General features: G+C 63.8%; 19 protein-coding genes. 4 read left to right on the top strand and 15 right to left on the bottom strand.

Translation table 11 applies throughout. The annotated features are described in order from the left end of the window. Positions 1 to 43 precede the first annotated feature (43 nt). The 6 genes from QX121_RS31650 to QX121_RS17085 form a co-directional block, all read right to left on the bottom strand. Positions 44 to 577, bottom strand: coding sequence for a putative immunity protein (locus QX121_RS31650; protein ID WP_409999345.1), 534 nt, complete (start codon positions 575 to 577; stop codon positions 44 to 46). An 87-nt stretch (positions 578 to 664) separates the two neighbouring features. Further along, positions 665 to 994, bottom strand: a complete 330-nt coding sequence (locus tag QX121_RS17105; protein ID WP_315734997.1) for an HPr family phosphocarrier protein — start codon at positions 992 to 994, stop codon at positions 665 to 667. Then, the gene (locus QX121_RS17100) at positions 991 to 1392 is read right to left on the bottom strand and encodes a PTS sugar transporter subunit IIA (protein WP_315734995.1); all 402 of its coding nucleotides are present in this window, start codon (positions 1390 to 1392) and stop codon (positions 991 to 993) included. Before QX121_RS17100 ends, QX121_RS17105 begins: the two co-directional genes overlap by 4 nt. A 195-nt stretch (positions 1393 to 1587) precedes the next feature. Further along, complete coding sequence (locus QX121_RS17095) at positions 1588 to 2049, bottom strand: HPr kinase/phosphatase C-terminal domain-containing protein (protein WP_315734992.1); 462 nt, start codon at positions 2047 to 2049, stop codon at positions 1588 to 1590. Next, positions 2046 to 3851 (bottom strand): sensor histidine kinase, encoded by a 1806-nt coding sequence (locus QX121_RS17090; RefSeq protein ID WP_315734990.1) that lies wholly within the window; start codon positions 3849 to 3851, stop codon positions 2046 to 2048. The genes QX121_RS17095 and QX121_RS17090 overlap by 4 nt, the downstream gene beginning before the upstream one ends. Positions 3852 to 4093: 242 nt before the next feature. Then, positions 4094 to 4795: a response regulator transcription factor gene (locus tag QX121_RS17085; RefSeq protein WP_006611449.1), complete on the bottom strand. Its 702-nt coding sequence runs from the start codon at positions 4793 to 4795 to the stop codon at positions 4094 to 4096. 214 nt (positions 4796 to 5009) lie between these two features. Between QX121_RS17085 and QX121_RS17080 the strand changes: the two genes are divergently transcribed. Further along, the gene (locus QX121_RS17080; protein ID WP_315812582.1) at positions 5010 to 5735 is read left to right on the top strand and encodes a HugZ family protein; all 726 of its coding nucleotides are present in this window, start codon (positions 5010 to 5012) and stop codon (positions 5733 to 5735) included. 728 nt (positions 5736 to 6463) lie between these two features. Then, on the top strand, positions 6464 to 8077 hold the full coding sequence (locus QX121_RS17075) for a phosphoenolpyruvate carboxykinase (RefSeq protein ID WP_315734988.1): 1614 nt from the start codon (positions 6464 to 6466) through the stop codon (positions 8075 to 8077). A gap of 160 nt (positions 8078 to 8237) precedes the next feature. Here the strand turns inward: QX121_RS17075 and QX121_RS17070 are convergent, their stop codons facing one another. The 3 genes from QX121_RS17070 to QX121_RS17060 all read right to left on the bottom strand — a co-directional run bounded on the left by QX121_RS17070 (position 8238) and on the right by QX121_RS17060 (position 12194). Further along, the gene (locus QX121_RS17070; RefSeq protein WP_315812558.1) at positions 8238 to 9056 is read right to left on the bottom strand and encodes a thioesterase family protein; all 819 of its coding nucleotides are present in this window, start codon (positions 9054 to 9056) and stop codon (positions 8238 to 8240) included. 106 nt (positions 9057 to 9162) lie between these two features. Beyond that, positions 9163 to 11670, bottom strand: coding sequence for a glycogen/starch/alpha-glucan phosphorylase (locus tag QX121_RS17065; RefSeq protein ID WP_315812557.1), 2508 nt, complete (start codon positions 11668 to 11670; stop codon positions 9163 to 9165). A gap of 221 nt (positions 11671 to 11891) precedes the next feature. Next, on the bottom strand, positions 11892 to 12194 hold the full coding sequence (locus QX121_RS17060) for a GIY-YIG nuclease family protein (RefSeq protein WP_315812556.1): 303 nt from the start codon (positions 12192 to 12194) through the stop codon (positions 11892 to 11894). Between the two features lie 190 nt (positions 12195 to 12384). Between QX121_RS17060 and QX121_RS17055 the strand changes: the two genes are divergently transcribed. Beyond that, positions 12385 to 12816, top strand: a complete 432-nt coding sequence (locus QX121_RS17055; protein WP_315753838.1) for a hypothetical protein — start codon at positions 12385 to 12387, stop codon at positions 12814 to 12816. Positions 12817 to 12921: 105 nt separating this feature from the next. Here QX121_RS17055 and QX121_RS17050 read toward each other — a convergent pair whose 3' ends face one another. Together QX121_RS17050 and pyrE are read right to left on the bottom strand one after the other, a co-directional pair. Further along, on the bottom strand, positions 12922 to 13740 hold the full coding sequence (locus QX121_RS17050; protein ID WP_315812581.1) for a DUF2865 domain-containing protein: 819 nt from the start codon (positions 13738 to 13740) through the stop codon (positions 12922 to 12924). Positions 13741 to 13928: 188 nt separating this feature from the next. Further along, positions 13929 to 14486, bottom strand: coding sequence for an orotate phosphoribosyltransferase (gene pyrE, locus QX121_RS17045; RefSeq protein WP_315734978.1), 558 nt, complete (start codon positions 14484 to 14486; stop codon positions 13929 to 13931). Positions 14487 to 14655: 169 nt separating this feature from the next. Between pyrE and QX121_RS17040 the strand changes: the two genes are divergently transcribed. Next, a complete protein-coding gene (locus tag QX121_RS17040) occupies positions 14656 to 15282 on the top strand; it encodes a glutathione S-transferase family protein (RefSeq protein ID WP_315753834.1) in 627 nt (208 codons plus the stop codon). Positions 15283 to 15411: 129 nt separating this feature from the next. Here the strand turns inward: QX121_RS17040 and QX121_RS17035 are convergent, their stop codons facing one another. From QX121_RS17035 to QX121_RS17025, 4 genes are all read right to left on the bottom strand, one after another. After that, positions 15412 to 16047, bottom strand: coding sequence for a LysE family translocator (locus QX121_RS17035; protein WP_315783931.1), 636 nt, complete (start codon positions 16045 to 16047; stop codon positions 15412 to 15414). 84 nt (positions 16048 to 16131) lie between these two features. Then, positions 16132 to 17331, bottom strand: coding sequence for a glycosyltransferase family 87 protein (locus QX121_RS17030; RefSeq protein ID WP_315812555.1), 1200 nt, complete (start codon positions 17329 to 17331; stop codon positions 16132 to 16134). A gap of 804 nt (positions 17332 to 18135) precedes the next feature. After that, complete coding sequence (locus QX121_RS31645) at positions 18136 to 18591, bottom strand: HEPN domain-containing protein (protein WP_409999344.1); 456 nt, start codon at positions 18589 to 18591, stop codon at positions 18136 to 18138. Then, positions 18588 to 19697: a DUF262 domain-containing protein gene (locus QX121_RS17025; protein WP_315812554.1), complete on the bottom strand. Its 1110-nt coding sequence runs from the start codon at positions 19695 to 19697 to the stop codon at positions 18588 to 18590. Before QX121_RS17025 ends, QX121_RS31645 begins: the two co-directional genes overlap by 4 nt. Positions 19698 to 19704 lie beyond the last annotated feature (7 nt).

Genomic DNA, 19704 nt, shown 5'->3' with positions numbered 1-19704 from the left:
GCTGCCGTCCCGGCCAAGCGCTCCTGCGCGCGAGGCCTCCCGATCACCGGAGCAGGGTATCGAGCTGGCGGATCAGCTCTCCGACCCGGCCTCCGCCGGGCGGTGGACAAGGATAACGTCTGAGGACGTCCACGACCGCTTGAGAAGCAAGAAGCCGTGATCGCGCGAGGTAGTCAGCGCCGACGGCGGGAACGTCTCCGGCTGAGATTTCGAAAGCTCGCGCCGCGTGGCCGGCAGCTCCGAGGATGTGCTTGACCTGGGAAGGGTTCGGGAGGGGATGAAGGAAGCCCGCGCCCGCCGCGGCGAGGGCAGCGCGAGCGGCCTCATAGGCCGCGCGCAACCCCTCATCGCGGGCCTCGATTGCCGCCCGCTGCGCCGCCCACGCGCTATCCCGTAGGGATTTGCTCCGATTCCCACCGCTCGCAAAGCTTCGGGCGGCCTGTATTGCGGCTCGTGCACGAAGATCATCCGGTCGGTCGCATTCGAAGATCGCCAGCGCGGGAAGTGCAGAGAGGGCTGCGTATTCAGCCACGGCTCGCAGGTCTGCCTCGCTCAGCCGAATAGCGCTATTGGACATGCCATCCTTACCGCGTCGCTATGCGAGGATAGGCGCACATCGGGTAGAATGCCCATTGCTGCAGGCAAAGCGAGGTTCGGGAGTCCCTCACACGCCTTCTTCGTGGAACTTGTCGTTCACCAGGTCGGTGATCGCCTGCAGCGCGGCCTCCGCCTCGGGCCCGGTGGCGGAGACCAGAATCTTGGTTCCCGGCGCCGCCGCCAGCATCATCAGGCCCATGATCGAGCGGCCGCCGACGGTCTCGCCGCCGCGCGTCACCCAGACCTCGGCCTGGAACTTTTCGACCATCTGCACGAATTTCGCCGAGGCCCGCGCGTGCAGGCCGCGCTTGTTGGTGATCAGCAGCTCTCGCGAGAGGGCTCCGGCAGGGACCGCCGGGCCGGCGACGTTGTCCTGCGGGGCGTCCTCGTCGCTCATTTGCCGGCGAGCACGCGGCTGGCGATGGTGACGTATTTGCGTCCTGCCTCCTGCGCCATGGCGATGGCGTCGGGCAGCGAGCGCTCCTCGCGCACCTTGGCGAGCTTCACCAGCATGGGCAGGTTGATGCCCGCGAGCACCTCGACCTTGGGCCGGCTCATGCAGGAGATGGCGAGGTTCGAAGGCGTGCCGCCGAACATGTCGGTGAGAATGGCGACACCGTCGCCGGTGTCGACGCGGTTCACGGCTTCGATGATGTCGCTGCGACAGAGATCGGAATCATCGTCGGCGCCAATCGTGACTGCTTCGATTTGTTTTTGAGGGCCCATGACGTGTTCCAGCGCCGCCTTGAACTCGTCGGCGAGGCGCCCATGGGTCACCAGTACCAGGCCAATCATCGGATACTCCTCGCGGGCGCCTTGGGTGCACCGCACGAACGCGCCACTTTGACCATCCGGAGCCCCCGCGCAAGAGGGCATATTCATGAGCCTCCCGGATTCTGGCATACAGAATGGGAGCTGGCGGCGGTCTAATCGGTCGCGATAGTGGGGCTGATATGGTTACCAATTTGCTCCACACAATCGGCCGAAAGATTACCGGAACATGAAAGTCGGAGTGGTAATAAGCTCCGCTACAACCAAAGGGAGGGGTGGAAAACCCGGCCCAACCGGTATGCGTGGCAATTTGATACCGTTGAGATGAATGCGAAGCGATTCGGCGTTCGGCAGGCGGGCGGCATCCTCGGCCATCAGGTCGACCACCAGCCCCAGTTTCGCCTCCGACACATGGTCGCAGGCGCGGATTCCAAGGCCGCGGATCTCGATCAGTCCGGCCAGAGCGGGTGCGGGACTTACCCACATTTCCCCGCCGCGTGTGGCGAGATGAACACGGTCGTCGCCCACCAGAACCGTCGGCGGCAGCTGTCCCGCGCGTCCGGCGAGCATCAGATCGAAGGCGAGACGGGATTTGCCGGACCCGGAGGGACCCCGGATCAGGACGGCCAGTTCCCCCACCTGGACGGCAGACGCATGGATGCTCGCCGCTTCGTTCGTCACGACGCCGGCAGCCGGACGATGAAGCGGGCCCCGGCCGAGGTCGGATGTCCGTCGGCGTCGACAGGGCCGGGCCGGTTCTCGGCCCAGATCCGCCCGCCATGGGCGTCGATGATCTGCTTGGAGATCGATAGGCCCAGGCCGGAATTCTGGCCAAAGCCTTGGTGCGGCCGGTCGGTATAGAACCGCTCGAAGATGCGCTGCAGGGCGTCCTCGCGAATGCCGGGACCGTCATCATCGACCGTGATCTCGATCTCCGAGCGCACGCGCCGGCAGGTGATGCGCACCTTGCCGCCGGCGGCGGAGAACGACTGCGCATTCGACAGCAGGTTGGAGATCACCTGGCCGAGCCGCGAATCATGACCGGGCACCGAGAACGTGTCGTTGGCGCCGCGGCCCTCGAACCGGACCTCGACGGCGACGTCGGTGCCGAGCTTGGTCTCGTTGGCGACCGAGGTCAGCGTGTTCAGGAGGCGGCGCAGATCGACCAGAGTCATGTCCTGGCGCTGCAGCTCGGCATCGAGCCGGCTGGCGTCGGAAATGTCGGAGATCAGCCGGTCGAGCCGCTTCACGTCGTGCTCGATCACGGCGAGCAGGCGGGCGCGGCTGTTGTCGTTGCGCGCCAGCGGCAGGGTCTCGACCGCCGAGCGCAGCGAGGTCAGCGGGTTCTTGAGTTCGTGGGCGACGTCGGCGGCGAACATCTCGATCGCCTCGATGCGGTTGTAGAGCGCGTCCGTCATGTCGCGCAGCGCGCCGGAGAGATGGCCGATCTCGTCGCGGCGGCGGGTGAAATCGGGAATCTCGACGCGGGTCTTGATGCGGCGGCGGACCCGCTCGGCACTGTCGGCGAGCCGGCGCACCGGCCCGGCGATGGTGCTGGCGAGCAAGAGCGACAGCACGATCATGACCGCGGAGGCAACACCGCCGACCTTCAGAATGGCGAGACGCTCGGCGGTGACCATCTGATCGATGTCGTCGCCCTGCGTCGACAGCATCAAGGCGCCGTGGATGGTGCGCGAGCGCTGCACCGACACCGCGACCGAGACGATGACTTCGCCGCGCGAATTGACCCGGACCATGCTGCGCTTCTGGCCCTTCAGCGCGTCGGCGACTTCCTCGTAGCCGTTGCCGTTCTCGGGGCCATATTCGCGGTACAGCGGCAGGTCGCCGCGATTGAGCCAGGTGCGTACCGAGATCAGCGCGCGCTCGACGAAGCCGGGCTTCTCGCTCGACGGCGGTGGCAGGTCGAAGCGCAGCACGTTCTCGAGATTGCGGCTATCGAGCAACAGGCCGCCATTCGGGTCATAGATGCGTGCGCGGGTCTTGGTCGGCGAGATCAGCGTGCGCAGCACCGGCGCGACGCGTTCCGGATTGATCGGGAAGTCGAGCGGCGAATATTCGTCCGGCGCGCCGTAGCTCTCGCCGGGCTTGAGATCGAGCAGGCGCTCGGGATCGATGGTGATGGTGTTGGTCTGCACCGTGGCCGAGGCGGCGATGGCGCCGGCGATGATCTCGGCCTGCACCAGAAGGCTCTGCGCGCGGGCATCGATCAGTCCGGCGCGGAACTGCGACAGGTACAGAATGCTTGCAACCAGTGCGAGCAGGCCGGCGATGTTCAGCGAGACGATGCGGCGGGTGAGGCTCGAGAACGACAGTGCGAACAGGAACTGTCCGGCGCGGCGCAGCCAGCTCAGCGGACGCTGCCAGCCGGAGACCTGCGGGGTCTCGTCCGCCGCCTCGGACGCGATCGTCGCCGCGGCGTCGTGGGCATTCACGGCTGGGTCAAGCTGCGTGCGATCGAGCAATGTGAGTGCTCCGATTCCGAATTTCGTAGGGGTCGTGCGGCGAATTCCCGTGAGAACTCGACTTGCCGCACCCGAATTCGCCGCAACAATGGCCCCGTTCCGGCATCTGCGCTCGGACAAACGCGCAGGAGGCGTAGCCTATCCAATCGAGACCGCGACGTCAGCGCGCAATTTCGCATGACGTCGCGCAAGGCAATGCTTCAGGTCCCTTGCTTCAGGGCCAGGGCTTCAGAGCTATCGTTTCAGGTTTCCTTGAAGCGATAGCCGACGCCGTAGAGGGTCTCGATCATCTCGAACTCCTCATCGACCATCTTGAACTTCTTGCGCAGCCGCTTGATGTGGCTGTCGATGGTGCGGTCGTCGACATAGACTTGGTCGTCATAGGCCGCGTCCATGAGCGCATTGCGGCTCTTGACCACGCCCGGACGCTGCGCCAGCGCCTGCAGGATCAGGAACTCGGTGACGGTCAGCGTGACCGGCTCGTTCTTCCAGGTGCAGGTGTGACGCTCCGGATCCATGCGCAGCAGGCCGCGATCGAGCGCCTTGGCGTCGTTCTCCTTCGGCAGCGCCGTCGGATCCTTCGGCTGCGAGCGACGCAGCACGGCCTTGACGCGCTCGACCAGCAGGCGCTGCGAGAACGGTTTGCGGATGAAGTCATCCGCACCCATCTTCAGGCCGAACAGCTCGTCGATCTCCTCGTCCTTGGAGGTGAGGAAGATCACGGGCAGGTCGGACTTCTGCCGCAGCCGCCGCAACGTCTCCATGCCGTCCATGCGCGGCATCTTGATGTCGAGGATGGCAAGGTCGGGTTGGCTGGTCCGGAATCCGTCGAGCGCCGATGCACCATCGGTATAGGTCATGATGCGATAGCCTTCGGCCTCGAGCGCGATCGAGACGGATGTCAGAATGTTGCGGTCGTCATCGACCAAGGCGATTGTGGGCATGAGCCTGCTTTCAGAGTCTGGTTAGCCGAGACACGAGAATCGAGCTAAGGGCCGCATAACTGGGCTTCGAACATGGTCAACGAGCAATGCAAGCTGGGCTGAAGTGTGACCGAGTTCCACAAATAGCATGGCAAAGTTTGTGCCCCGCCCAAGTTTGTGGTCCGTTTAGCCGAAAAAAGGCCTTCATTGCAACTGCTTGGACGAGGGAAAGATGATGTCTGCGAGCTTTAACCCTAACCGCGTGACGCATTCCCTGCTGCGCCGGAGCCGGCAGGGCGCACTTGCAACCTTGATGGTTGGCTCGGGCGATCCCTACTGCTCGCTGGTCAATGTCGCCACCGCGTCCGATGGTGCTCCGATCATCCTGATCTCGCGATTAGCCGTTCACACCAGGAATGTACTTGCCGATTCGCGCGTGTCGGTGATGCTCGATGAACGCGCGCCCGGCGATCCGCTCGAAGGTTCGCGCATCATGCTGTCGGGAAAAGCCGAGCAGGCCAGCGACGACAATCGCGAGATGCTGCGCCGTCGGTATCTCAATGCGCATCCGTCTGCTGCGGACTACGCGGATTTCGCCGACTTCTCGTTCTTCGTGATTCGCCCGTCAGGCACGCATCTCGTCGCCGGATTCGGCCGCATCGTCGATCTCAAGCCCGAGCAGTTTCTCACGGATATATCCGATGCTGACGAACTGATTCTGGCAGAGCAGGGCGCCGTCGATCACATGAACGAAGATCATCGCGAGGCGCTCGCCCTCTACGCGACGACGCTGCTCGGCGCCGAAGCCGCGGAGTGGCGGTGTAGCGGCTGTGACCCGGAGGGATTGGATCTGATGGCCGACGGCAGGACGCTGCGGCTGGAGTTTCCCGAGCGCGTGACCACGCCCGGGGCATTGCGCAAGATGCTGGTGAGGCTTGCTGACGAGGCACGCGCGAAGTGAGGTGTAGTTCGAGCGCCCTTTGATGGCTGCGCTCATCGTCTCGTGATGAAAGACCGTGAAGTTCACCCATGAGCGCAGTTTGTAGTGATGCTCGATGTGCACGCTGCCTGTCCAGCGGAGGGTGAGCGCCGCGCGAACTCCACGGCGTGGGCGCTAGTCAGCTCGTTGACGTCGCGGCTGGGGTGAACGCGTGCGGCGTTGAGTGCCATGGACCAACGCTGGGACCATCGTCCCGGCTGGGAGAATCGAATCACGTGATCCTGCAAGCGCGAGAAAATCGTGAGTGGAAGCCGGCTGATCGCGCGTGGCGACGACACGGCTGATCACCGACACATTCCGTCGGCTCTGGCGGCGTCCCGTGATTGATTGCAGCGAGGCGCTGCGACAGGCGTTGCTGGATGCTTGGTCTTCGCTTGCCGGCGCGAATCTATCGATTCGAGTATCGTCCGTCCCTCTCATGAAATCCAACCGCGCTGATATATCTGTTGCGTTGCAGCATCTCGGCGAAGCGCAGGCGGCTGCCGCTGGAATGTGCATGACGCGGCAAAAGATGAGCTACGTGCATCACGGGGTGCCAATAACCAATTGGGCCGGATCGTCTTGGCAAGACCAGCGTTGATCAGTATTAGGTCGGCGACCGCGCTTCGATAAGGCGATGTAACGGCAACGGTCACCGCGCAACGCGCGCGACTGCGCGCAACAGATGCGGGCTCTCAGGAGGGATCTTCGTGCAAGAGACGGGTATTCGCAACGGCGCCTTCGGTGCCGACAAGTTCGGCTTAAAGAACCTCAAGCAGGTGCACTGGAATCTCGGCGCTCCTCAGCTCTATCAGTATTCGCTGGCGGCGGGCGAGGCTGTGCTGTCGGCCGATGGGGCGCTGTGCGCGGATACTGGCGAGTTCACCGGTCGCAGCCCGAAGGACAAGTTCACGGTGCGCGACGCCTCCACCGAAAAGATGTGGTGGGCGGGCAACCAGGCGATCACGCCCGAGCAGTTCGAGGCGCTGCACCAGGACTTCATCAAGCACGCCGAAGGCAAGACCCTGTACGCGCAGGACCTCTATGGCGGCGCCGATCCCACGTTCCGCATCAAGACGCGCGTCTTCACCGAGCTCGCCTGGCACTCGCTGTTCATCCGCACCCTTCTGATCCGCCCCGAGACCATCGAGCTCGACACCTTCGTGCCGGAGCTCACCATCATCGACATGCCGAGCTTCCGTGCCGATCCGAAACGTCATGGCGTGCGCTCGCAGAACGTCGTCGCGATCGATTTCACCCGCAAGATCGTCCTGATCGGCGGGTCTTATTATGCCGGCGAGATGAAGAAGAGCGTGTTCACGACGCTCAACTACTATCTGCCCGAGCGCGGCGTGATGCCGATGCACTGCTCGGCCAATGTCGGGCCGAAGGGCGACACCGCGGTCTTCTTCGGCCTGTCCGGCACCGGCAAGACCACGCTGTCGGCCGATCCGAACCGCACCCTGATCGGCGACGACGAGCATGGTTGGGGCCCGTCCGGCGTGTTCAACTTCGAGGGCGGCTGCTATGCGAAGTGCATCAAGCTGTCGAAGGAAGCCGAACCGCAGATCTTCGCGGCGTCGACCCGCTTCGGCGCCGTGCTCGAGAACGTCGTGCTCGATGAGGATACGCGCGTTCCCGATTTCGACGACGGCTCCAAGACCGAGAACACCCGCTCGGCCTATCCGCTCGACTACATCCCGAACGCCTCGCGCACCGGCCGCGCGCCGCATCCGAAGAACGTCGTGATGCTCGCCGCCGACGCCTTCGGCGTGCTGCCGCCGATCGCAAAGCTCTCGCCGGCGCAGGCGATGTACCACTTCCTGTCCGGCTACACCGCCAAGGTCGCGGGCACCGAGCGCGGCTTGGGCTCCGAGCCGCAGCCGGAATTCTCGACCTGCTTCGGCTCGCCGTTCCTGCCGCTCGATCCGTCCGTCTACGGCAACATGCTGCGGCAGCTGATCGCCGACCACAATGTTGACTGCTGGCTGGTCAACACCGGCTGGACCGGCGGCAAGTACGGCACGGGCTCGCGCATGCCGATCAAGGTGACGCGTGCGCTGCTGACGGCGGCGCTCGACGGCAGCTTGCGCAACGTCGAGTTCCGCACCGACAAATATTTCGGCTTCGCGGTGCCGACCGCGCTACCGGGCGTGCCGACCGAGATCCTCGACCCGGTCAACACCTGGAAGGACAAGGCCGAGTTCGACAAGACTGCGCGCGCCCTGGTCGGCATGTTCCAGAAGAATTTTGCCAAGTTCGAAGCCCAGGTCGATGCCGAGGTCCGTAACGCCGCGCCGGATCTGAAGCTGGCGGCGGAGTAGGGCTGCAAACGTCAAAGGGGGCGGTCGCGTTGCGGCTGACCCCACATTTTCCCGCTCCGCCCCGTTCAATGCACGAGAGGCGCGAGCTCAAGCCATACCCACAGCTGTCGTCCCGGCGAACGCCGGGACGACGCCGTTTTCTTGGCTTGCGTCCCGGCTTTCACGCCTTGAAATACGCGATCTGCGTTGTCGTCGCGAGCAGGCGGCCGGAGGGTGACCACAGCTCGCCATGCTGGTCCTGATAGCTGCGGTTGAAGATCTTGGCATCGGCCGTTGCGAGCACGTGCGTGATGTCCTCGGCCGCGAGCTCGTCCCGGCTGACGTGTAAATAGGTCGTCAGCGACACCGTGCCGAACGGCACCAGCTCGCCGCGGGCGTGGAAGACGCGGCCGAAGAAGGCGTCCGACATCGACAGCAGCGACAGGCAGTCGAGCTTGCGCGGCTTGCGGTCGGAGATCCAGAGCCGGGAATAGCTGCTGTGCGGCTCACCCGACGACGATGCGCCAAATGCCGGACGGCCCTCGATGAAGCGGAAATCGTACTGCTTGGTCCAGGACATGTTCGTGTCGGGATGACGCTTGACCTGGTCGAACGGCGGCGCCTCGGGCTTTGTGGCCGGCTGATGCGACCAGGACGGCCGGCGCTCGGCGAACACGACGGTGGCGAGCGTCGCCGCGTCTGCATCACCCTGGCTCAGCTCGACGCACCAATGTTGCGAGGAGCGGTTGGCCTTCACCAGCCGCACGTCGAGATCGAACGGCCCTTCCGCGATCGGCGCGCAATAGTTCACCGTCACCGCCAGCGGATCGCCCTGGATTTGCGGGTGCTGGATCAACGCGCGCAGTACGGTCGCCGCCGTGACGCCGCCAAACGGGCCGACGAAAGCCCAGTAATCCGGGCTGGTCCGCCCCTGCCAGCGGCTGTCGCCGGCAGTGACCCGGGTCGCCTCGTCGAACAAGTGAACTGGCGGTTCGGTCATGCATTCCTCCCGACGGTCATCGTATGATGGCCGTCAGGTGAAAAGCAATCGAAGGCCTTTGCAATGACGTCATGGGTCATTGATGAAGGCGGGAGGGAAGGGCCCTTCACGCCCGCTGCGCTTGCACCGGCGCCATCACCGGGCCGACCGGCACGTTCCAGATGTCGTCGGCATATTCGCGGATGGTGCGGTCGGAGGAGAACCACGCCATGCGCGCGACGTTCAGGATCGAGGCGCGGGTCCAGGCCGGCACGGTCTGCCAGCGTGCATCGATGCCGCGCTGGGCCTCGTAGTAGGAATCGAAATCGGCCGAGACCATATAGTGGTCGAGATGGCGCAGCGCATGCGCGATCGGCTCGAACCGGCCGGGCTCGTCCGGCGAGAACGCGCCGGTCGCGATCGCATCGATCGCGCGCGCCAGCCGCGGTGACCGGTGGATCACGTCGGACGCGTCCAGCCCCTGCTTGCGGCGGAGCATGACCTCGTCGGCCTCCATGCCGAAGATCGCGATGTTGTCGGCGCCGACATTGTCGCGGATCTCGATATTGGCGCCGTCCAGCGTGCCGATGGTAAGGGCGCCGTTCAGCGCCAGCTTCATGTTGCCGGTGCCGGACGCCTCCATGCCGGCGGTCGAGATCTGCTCAGACAGGTCGGCCGCGGGAATGATCGTTTCCGCCAGGCTGACATTGTAGTCGGCCATGAACACGACCTTCAGCTTGCCGCCGATCGCGGGATCGTTGTTGACGGTGTCGGCGACGTCGTTGATCAGCTTGATGATCAGCTTGGCGTAGCGGTAGCTCGCCGCCGCCTTGCCGGCAAAGATTTTCACCCGCGGCACCCAGTCGCGTTGCGGGTCGTCCTTCATGTCCTGATATAGCGCGACGGCTTCGAGGATGTTCAAGAGCTGGCGCTTGTATTCGTGAATGCGCTTGATCTGCACGTCGAACAGCGCGCCCGGATCGAGACGCACGTTCATGCGCTCGACGATCAGACGCGTCAGGAGCACCTTGTTGTGATGCTTCACCGCGCGGAACTTCTGGTGGAAGCTGGCGTCGGCAACGTAGCTCTCGAGGCTCGACAGCAGCGTCGGATCGTCGACGACGGCGTCGCCGCAGGCCTCGCGCAAGAGGTTCGTCAGCTTGGGATTGGCCAGGGTCAGCCAGCGGCGGAAGGTGATGCCGTTGGTCTTGTTGGTGATGCGGCCGGGATAGAGATGGTTGAGATCGTGGAACACGGTCTCCTTCATCAGGTCGGAATGCATCGCCGAGACGCCGTTGATGCGGTGCGAGCCGACGAAGGCGAGCTGGCCCATGCGCACGCGACGGCCGCTCTTCTCGTCGATCAGGGACACCGAGGCGCGGTAGTCGATGTCACCCGGTGCGCGCTGCTCGGCGAGCGCGAGATGCTGCGCATTGATGTGGTAGATGATCTCGAGATGCCGCGGCAGCAGCCGCTCGAACAGCTCGACCGGCCAGGTCTCGAGCGCCTCCGGCAGCAGCGTGTGGTTGGTGTAGGACAAGGTCGCGATGGTGATCTTCCAGGCCTCGTCCCAGCGGAAATTGTGCAGGTCGACCAGGATCCGCATCAGCTCGGCCACGGCGAGCGAAGGATGCGTGTCGTTGAGCTGCACGGCGGCCTTCTGCGCCAGGCTGCGCAGCTGGCCGTCGGAGCCGAGATGGCGCTTGACGAGATCCTGCAGCGAAGCCGAGACGAAGAAATATTCCTGGCGCAGCCGCAGCTCGCGTCCTGCCGGGCTCTCGTCGTTCGGATAGAGGAACTTGCAGATCGCCTCGGCGCGCGCTTCTTCTGCCGAGGCGCCGAGATAGTCGCCGGAGTTGAAGACGTCGAGCTTCAGCGGGTCGGGCGAGCGGGCCGACCACAGCCTGAGCGCATTCACATGCTGGCCGCGCCAGCCGACGATCGGGGTGTCATAGGCGACCGCCTGCACGGTCTCGCCGGGGTGCCAGATCGCGCGGTCGCGGCCCTTGTCGTCGACATGCTCGACGCCGCCGCCGAAATGGACGTGATAGACCACCTCTGGGCGCTGGAATTCCCAGGGATTGCCGAACGACAGCCAGACGTCGGGATATTCGTGCTGCCAGCCGTCGACGATCACCTGGCGGAACAGGCCGAAATCATAGCGGATGCCGTAGCCGATCGCCGGGATCTGCAAGGTCGCCATGCTCTCCATGAAACAGGCCGCGAGGCGGCCGAGGCCGCCATTGCCGAGCGCGGCGTCCGGCTCGCATTTGCGCAGGTCCATCAGGCCGACGCCGAGATCGCCGAGCGCGGTCTCGAACACCTTCATCAGGCCCATGTTGTTGAGCGCGTCGCTGAACAGGCGGCCGATCAGGAATTCGAGGCTGAGATAATAGACGCGCTTGCGCCCGGCGTCGTAGCTCTCCTTGTCGGCGGTCAGCCAGCGATGCACGATGCGGTCGCGCAAGGTCAGCGCCGCGGCGTGGTACCAGTCCTGCTGCGTCGCCTGGCTCGCTTCCTTGCCGATGGCGAGGCGAAGCTTGGCCAGGATGTCGCTCTTGATCTCCGCGACCGCCAATTCGTCGACGGGCTGGCCGGTGCTTACGAAGCTGCGCTGGGACGGCTGATCTGTCACCTTGGAAACCTGTGATGCTACGAGGAACCGGTAAAAGCATACGATGGTTGCGCGCGGTCCGAAACCCGGGGAAAGGCTGGTCCGCACAGCTAGGTGATGGAAAATGATGCAAAAACGGGGCCGGAGTTCCGGGGGCGGAACACGCTGGCGGCTGGTTGCATATGCGGTGATGTTGAAAGGACTCTCCACATCGTCATCCCGGCGAAAGCCGGGATCCAGACTCACCGGCCGAGGATGAGGCCCGACAAGTCACTCCAATCGGGGTTGTCCCTTTCAATCAGCTCGACCTTCCAGTCGCGGTGCCAGTTCTTGAGCTGCTTCTCGCGAGCGATCGCCTCGATCGGAGTTGGAAAGCTCTCGACGTGAACCAGGCGAAAAACCTTGTACCTGCTGACGAACTTGGCGCCTCGCCCGGCACGGTGGTCTTCGAGGCGCCTTCTGACATCATTGGTGATGCCGATGTACAGCGTGCCATGATGCCCGCTGGCAAGAATGTAGACCGTCCATGCGGCCTGGGTGCTCATCGGTCCGTGCAAACCAAAGGGCTGCTGCGGTGGCTCTGGGTCCCGGCTCGGGGGCCGGGACGACGATAAATCAGCACTTCCTTTTTTCGCAAGAACAAATTAAGAACAATTCAGCAGGCGATCGATTATCCTGATTGCGATTCGATCCGCCCCAGACAAACCGGCATCAGTGCATCCCGCGAGGACACCCATGTCCCATATCGCCTTCGATCCCCTGGCCCTGACCCGCATTGCCGATTTCGCGCGCAGCCTGACGCGGCTGCACAAGACGGCGCGGCGGCGGGCCGTCGACGACGACCAGATCGACCGCGCTTTCAACGCGGTGTGCATGTCGGTCTGGGGCTACACCACCGACGACATTTCCGACGACCTGTTCTCGGCCACCGACCACACCTTCCTCGATGGCCTCGACGAGGCGCGAGCGCGCATCTTCGCCGCGGAGCAGGGCTATGACCTGGTCGACGACGAGGGCATGCTGACCGATTGGTGGGGCTTCTGCTGGATGATCCTGGCCGAGAAGCGCGGCCTGCTGACGCCGGACAACCGCGCCGCCGCCCGCGCGGCGATCGAGGAGAAATATCTGGAAGCGCCGAACGTCATCGGCGTGATCGTCGCGCGCTAGCCCTGGCCGTCAGTCCCGGCGGACAGTGCGCGCTCAAGCTCCAGAGGTCGCTGTGCCGAGCCGGCCTGCACCGACGCCGGCGCTGCGCCTTGGCGCAGCGCGTGTTCAATTCACATCCGCCTGCTTCAGCCGGCTTGCGGCGGGCTTTGGCGCGATGCTCAGGGGCGGCGGTGCGGCGCCGACATTGACGTCCGCCGGCAGAGCCATGGCCTGCGCGTCTGCGCCGACCATGTCGGCGCGCACCGGCGCGACCTTCATCTCGCTCAGCTTGGCCCGCATGTCTGAGTTGAGCCCGGGATAGGACGCGACCGGCTTGAAGTCGGCCGGCTGGCCGCCGCTGCCGCGCGCGCCGGAATAGGCCACCAGCCCGTCGGCCGTGGCGACGACGTCCCCCTGGCGCAGCGAGGTGTCGAGCGACAGATCGACCGGCGCCAGCCCGGCCGGATCGCGGCCGTTGCAGGTGCAGTCGGCGCGCAGCGCCTGGCGATAGGCGAACGCGTTCTCGCTGTCGGCATAGCGTTCCCCGTTCGCCGCCGTGGCGTAGTCGATGTTGGAGCCGAAATAGATCTTGGTCGCACTGGCCGGGCAGAACGCCTGGCACATCTGCGCCGGCGAGGCGAGGCCGCGCGCCAGCGGAAAATAGCGGCCGTCGCAGGTGCGCACGCAGAACGCTGCCCCCGATCCGCCGCTCGCGGCGCGCGGCTGGGCGGGGGCCTGCGGGTTGGTGCCGAACGGATCGGCGAAGAGGCCGCCTTGCGCCGCCGGCCGCTGCGATTGCGGCTTGTTGAAGCCGCCGAACAGGAAGTCGAACAGGCCCTGGGCCGACGCCATCCGCGGCGCCAGCGCGCCGGCCGCGACGAGGCCGACCGTCGCCGCGACAGCGACGTGGCGGGACCTCCGCCGAAACGACAACACGCTACGCAACGCCCGCTCCATCGCCAGGATCTTCACCGCAAAGCCACGCCGTGACGCGGCAACCCGCGTCGTTCGATCATGTGCGATCGAACGCGCCTTGCCCAAGGCATGGCGCCATCAGCTTTGCGGTAACCTTAACGGGCGTTGGTAAATGAGCGGTATGCGCGGGCGGCGAATTGCGCCGCGCGCCAAGCGCCTCAGAGGAATTCGTGCGCCTTGAAGAGCGCCTGGAACGGCAGGCCGGCCTGGGCGAAGGTCTCGGCGGCGCCTTCCTCGCGGTCGACCATCGTGAACACCAGCGTCACCTCGGCGCCGGCCTCGCGCAGGGTTTCCACGGCCTTCATCGCCGAGCCGCCGGTGGTGGTGACGTCCTCGACCACGACGATGCGCTTGCCGGCCAGGGTCTCGTCGCGGGTTAGGCCCTCGATCGCGAGCCTGGCGCCATGCTCCTTCGGCTTCTTGCGGACGAAGAAGGCCGCGATCGGATGGCCCTTGATCCAGGAGATCTGGGCGATCGCGCCGGCGAGCGGCACCGCGCCCATCTCCAGGCCGCCGATATAATCGAAGCCCTCGTCCTTCAGCGCCTCATAGGTGAGCTCGGCGAGCAAGGTGGCGCCCTCCGGGTCCATCATGGTCGGCTTCAGGTTGAAATAGAAATCGCTCTTGCGGCCGGAGGCCAGCGTGACCTCGCCACGGCCGAACGAGCGCCTGCGGATGATCTCGAGGAGGCGGGCGCGGGAGGCGGATTTGGACACGGCGTTTTCCCCTGAGGGTGGATTCTTGGGTGGCGCAATCTATCGGGGGCGGGCGGCGGAGACCAGCCGCCACGATGTCCCATCAACAACGGTACGTTTGAAGCCGGATGCAGTTTCGAGCTAATGGGAGCCCGCGACCAAGCAAGGACGATTGGGAAGGATGCCCCGCATGACGATCGAGCTGTACACCTGGAACACCCCGAACGGGCGCAAAATCTCGGTCGCGCTGGAGGAGATGGGGCTGCGATACCGCGTCGTTCCGGTCGACATCACCAAGGGCGCCCAGATGGCGCCGGAGTTCCTGGCGATCAGCCCCAACAACAAGATTCCCGCCATCGTGGATCCGGACGGCCCCGACGGCAAGCCGGTCAGCGTGTTCGAATCCGGCGCCATCCTGCTCTATCTGGCTGAGAAGACCGGGCAGTTCCTGCCGAGATCCCTCGCCGAGCGGATTCCGGTCTATGAATGGCTGATGTGGCAGATGGGCGGCTTCGGCCCGATGCCCGGCCAGGTGCACCATTTCATCGCGCTGACCAACGAGCAGGACCGCGCCTACGGCCTCAAGCGCTACATGGCCGAGACGGTCCGGCTCTATGGCGTGCTCGACCGCCGGCTGGCGCAGCAAGAGTTCGTCGCCGGCGCGCTCTCGATCGCCGACTTCGCCATCCTCGGCTGGGCCTGGCGCCACCCGCGCCACAAGGTCGATCTGGCCGACTTTCCCCACGTCGAGCGCTGGTACGATACCCTGATGGCCCGCCCCGCCGTGAAGCGCGGCATGGAGGCGAAGCTGGACTGAGAAGCTCATCGGCCGTTCTTTGCCGACGATGACTTCCGAGATCTTTCCGCACGCGCGGTGCCCCCTCTCCCGCTCTCGTCCGCCTTTGCCGGGAGGCTTCGGCGGACAAGGCGGGGGAGCCGATGCAAATCACCCCCGCCGCGCCTCCAGCGCCATGCGCACCGCAAGTCCCGCGAGCACCGTGCCCATCAGATAGCGCTGCACCAGCGCCCAACTCGGCCGTGTCGCCAGGAACAGGGCAATCGATCCCGCCGCCATGGCGATCATGGCGTTGACGCTGACGCTGATCACGATCTGGATCGCGCCGAGCACCACCGACTGCGTCAGCACGCCGCCAACAGCGGGATCGATGAACTGCGGCAGCAGCGCCAGATACAGCATCGCGATCTTCGGGTTCAGCAGGTTGGTGACGAGCCCCATCAGGAACAGCCGGCGCGGGCTGTCGATGGCGAGCGTCCTCACCTGGAAGGGCGAGCGTCCGCCCGGCTTCACCGCCTGCCACGCCAGATAGAGCAGGTAGGCAGCGCCGGCGAGGCGCAGCGCGTCATAGGCGAACGGCACGGCAAACAGCAGCGCCGTGATGCCGAACGCCGCCGCCAGCATGTAGACCAGAAAGCCGACGGCAACGCCGCCGAGCGAGACCAGGCCGGCGGCGTGGCCCTGCGTGATCGAGCGCGAGATCAGATAGATCATGTTCGGCCCTGGTGTCAGCACCATGCCGAGCGAGACGAGGGCGAAGGCGAGCAGGGAGGATGTGTGCGGCATGACTGGTTCGATGATCGGGATCTCTGCCGCTGCTTTAGCGCGGACGATCACGCATCGTCATCCGGTCAATTGCACCGAGAGCAATCAGCCCGCCGCCGGCGGCGTCATGTTCAATGCAGGGGCGCGCCGGCTGGAGCGGTCGAACACACCGGCGATGCTCAACGCCAGCAGGACCAGCAGAATGGCCGCCGCGAGCGGCACGGAGTGCACGATCATGGCGAGCAGGCAGGCTCCCAGCGCGATCACGAGGCCGATCTCCAGCGGCGGGATCGGCTCGCCGGCGTCGCTCCGCGCCTTCCAGTGGATCGCAATCCCCGCCGCCACCATCGGCATGTCGTAGATCATCGCGTAGGGCGTGGCGATGACGCTGCCGACCGCGACCAGCGCGATCGCCTGCTCCGTCATGCCGCGTCGCCAGGCATCCCAGACCATCACGACGATGGAGCAGGACAACAGGAGCTGAACCAGGTAGCCGATCGGCGGCGGCGCGCCGAGCGCGTGCAAGCCAGCGATGACCGTCGGCATCATGTGATCGAGGCTGACCTGGTTGGCCTGCAATTGCGCCTGATAGCTCGGAAACGTCACGATCCATTCGAGCCAGATCCACGGATCGAGCGCAGCGCTGGTGACGACCGCGACGATCACGGTCGTGGCGATGGCCGAGAGGATGGCGCGCCAGTTGCGTGACGCCAGCAGCACGACCGGCATCAGCAGCACGAATTGCGGCTTGTAGGCGAGCAGGCCGAGCAGGGCGCCGGCAATGATGGGATGGCTCGCGAGCAGGCGCAGTCCGGCGATCAGCAAGGCCGCCGAGAGAAAGCCGTTCTGGCCGGTGATCGCGTTGATGAGCGTCGTTGGCGCCGCGAGCAGCGCAAGGCCCGACAGCGAGCGCCAGTCGCGGCCCAGCGTCGCCAGGCCATACAGCGCGAACGTCACCGAGATCCAGCAGACATAGGCGGCAGGCAGCGCCAGCATCCCCAGCGGGATCAACGCCAGCAGGAACGTCGGCGGATAAGGATAGGGAAATCCGCCGCCACTGAGGGCGGGATCCAGCGTCTGCTGATAGCGCGCGAGCGCGATCGGATCGTAGACGTCGGCGCCAAACAGCGCGGCGAACTTGCCGAATGACCACAGGCCGAAGAAATCACCGAACGCCGGCTGCGGCGACGACAGCCACCAACTGACGAGATAGGCACCGTTGTAGAGCACGAGTGCGATCAGCAGGACCAGCAGCGTGCGACGGTTGCGCGTCCGATGGGTGGCTGCGGATGACGTCGCGGTCATGGGACTGTCTGGGCCAGCGTGTTCGTTGTCACGGAGGGCACTCTTGTCCAAACTAATTGCACGCCGTCTTACCGTCTCGCAGGCGACAATCGCCGGTCTGCATCATGGTCAACGAAGGGTAAAGTCGTCGCCGGCCGCCGAGCCACGTCAGCATCTTGCACAAGAGTATCTGCTTGCTACCAGCTTTCTCCGCGTCGTCATGGCCGGGACGGGGCCCTGGCATGACGATGTGGAGACAGCCTGGCGAAAACTCAGATCGTCAGACGCGATAACCCTGGCCCCGCGGGAATGCCCCTCGTGCGCAAATTGCCCGTCGAGGTAGTTTATCGCAGGCGGCCAGCGCTGCCTTGTCGGGCAAATCACCTGCACATTTCTGCTCGTCCCGCCGCCGCACGAGGGGCGCTTCGCGAGCGTCACGGATCGTTGGCGGGGATGCGATGGGCCTGTTTCGCTGCAGCGTGGTCTTGACCACCGGACGAACAGCAGGGCATGCACGGTCAAGTCGCGCGGTCCTGATATCCCGATGCTGATATCAACTTTCGTTGAGGCTCTGCTTCGCGTGGGGGTGGTGGCCAGAAGCCCGATGCGCCAGGGAGAAAGCGAAGCAGCAGTTAAAGCCGTCGCGCAGGTCCGGCCTTCCCTGCGCCCTCATCGAAATTCGAAGGGGCGGATTGTTTGCACCACTCGGGCAGATCGTGACGAGAGAAGGCGAAAGTGTATCTCAGGCTGTTTGATATCGTGAAATCGAGTTGCTCCGCCGCATGCAAGTGCATTCCGGCAACGGGCCGTCTTCCGGCTTGCCTATCAACTGAACTCAGCTTCTAAGAAACTGATGAACTTCTTTGCGCATCCATGCCACTCGGATACTCGACTGTACGTTACTGTAGTGTCGCGACCGTGCGCAATGAGGTGTCGATTTCCTACAATTGACCCGATCGCGTCTTTGATCTCCTCGTCCCAAAAACTCTCAAGCCGTTCAGCAATCGCTCTGTCGAACGAGGACAGTAGTGCTGTTATCTTCTCAATGTCTGGGTTCCGAAACCCATCCATCCTAGATTTAACGAAACTCGACATTCGCGGCGTCGACGTGCGCTCTGAGCACGCCGAGATTATCTCTCGAATTGCTGCCTCTAGCAGTCCGCTTAGAAGCACGCAAACGTAGTTTGCGATGTGAGATCGCAAATAGTCATCGTCAATATCTTTGATCTTGCCAAGCAAGTACTCGATCTTTTTCTCCAAACTGAAATATGTCGGCGTCATGACAATTTCGCAAACGCATCTCGGGCTAAGCCAATTCGTGCTCTAACCTTTTCCTCGTCGGCGGTAGACCTAGTGTAAGCCTCCCGAAATCCGCTATCGGCCAGAAGCTCATCGTAGGCCTTGGCATAGCCACCGAGATCTGTGATTTCGCCTTTGTTTAAGCGGCTCGCGGTGCCAACCATAACTGCGTCAAAAACGGCGGTGTTAAGAGAACGCTCAGGACGGAACGCGCGACGTCCGAGGGCGCTTTGGATAAAATCGATGGCTGTCTTGAATTCGGAAAAGTATTTTTCGGCAGCCGTTTTCTCCAGAGACTTGTTCGACTCCATGAATCGATTGAGGAAAGTGCGCATTGGCCTGGAGTAGTTGTCCAAGTTGTGGGTCAGGGCTAAGAAACGCAAAATCAGTTCTTGGTCTTTCAGTCGTGCGCTTTTTGCGCCGTAAAGTTGCCTCCAAGAGGTAATTTCATTCAATTGGCGCAGAAGCTCACTAGAGCCACCAAAATTGACGCAGACGCGAATCTCTTGATCGGAGAGCTTTATGCCGCCGGAATTTATGCGCTCAAATACTTCGTATATGCTGTCGGTGTTGTCGTCAGGCTTTTCCTGACGAAAGATGGTAGTGTGGACGATGGAATCGTCCAGCCGCAAGACGTCTTGTGTATCAAGTTCCTTGTATGTTTTGCCTGCCCACGGCTTTCGAACGTCTTGCAGGCGAAATTCTTGACCACGGAAAAGTCCATCGTAGAAGCCTTGTAATGTCTTCAGCCGCTGCTGGCCGTCGATGATGAGATGGCGGTTTGTTTTCGCCTCTCGAAACACAAAGATGCCAGGTACAGGTAGACCCATCAGCAACGACTCTACAAATCTTGATGCCTGTCGCGCGTTCCACACGAGCGATCTCTGAAATGGGGGCACGAAGAAAGATTCTGTTCTCATTCTCTTCACGAGAGAATCTACAGTGTAGTCGGCGCCGTAGCTCGATATCGTAAACGAATCGCTTAGGTGCGCTTCGCTTTCCGCTTCGTCGAGCACGTTCTCGAGGTCTTTAGCCTCGGCGATTGTATTTAGCTCGATGCCGTCAAGCAGCTCCAATTGATCATCCATCATCGTA

Origin of the sequence: Bradyrhizobium sp. SZCCHNR2028, from assembly GCF_032380995.1 — a bacterium.
Classification (GTDB): domain Bacteria; phylum Pseudomonadota; class Alphaproteobacteria; order Rhizobiales; family Xanthobacteraceae; genus Bradyrhizobium.
This window is presented reverse-complemented; position numbering and strand designations above follow the sequence as displayed.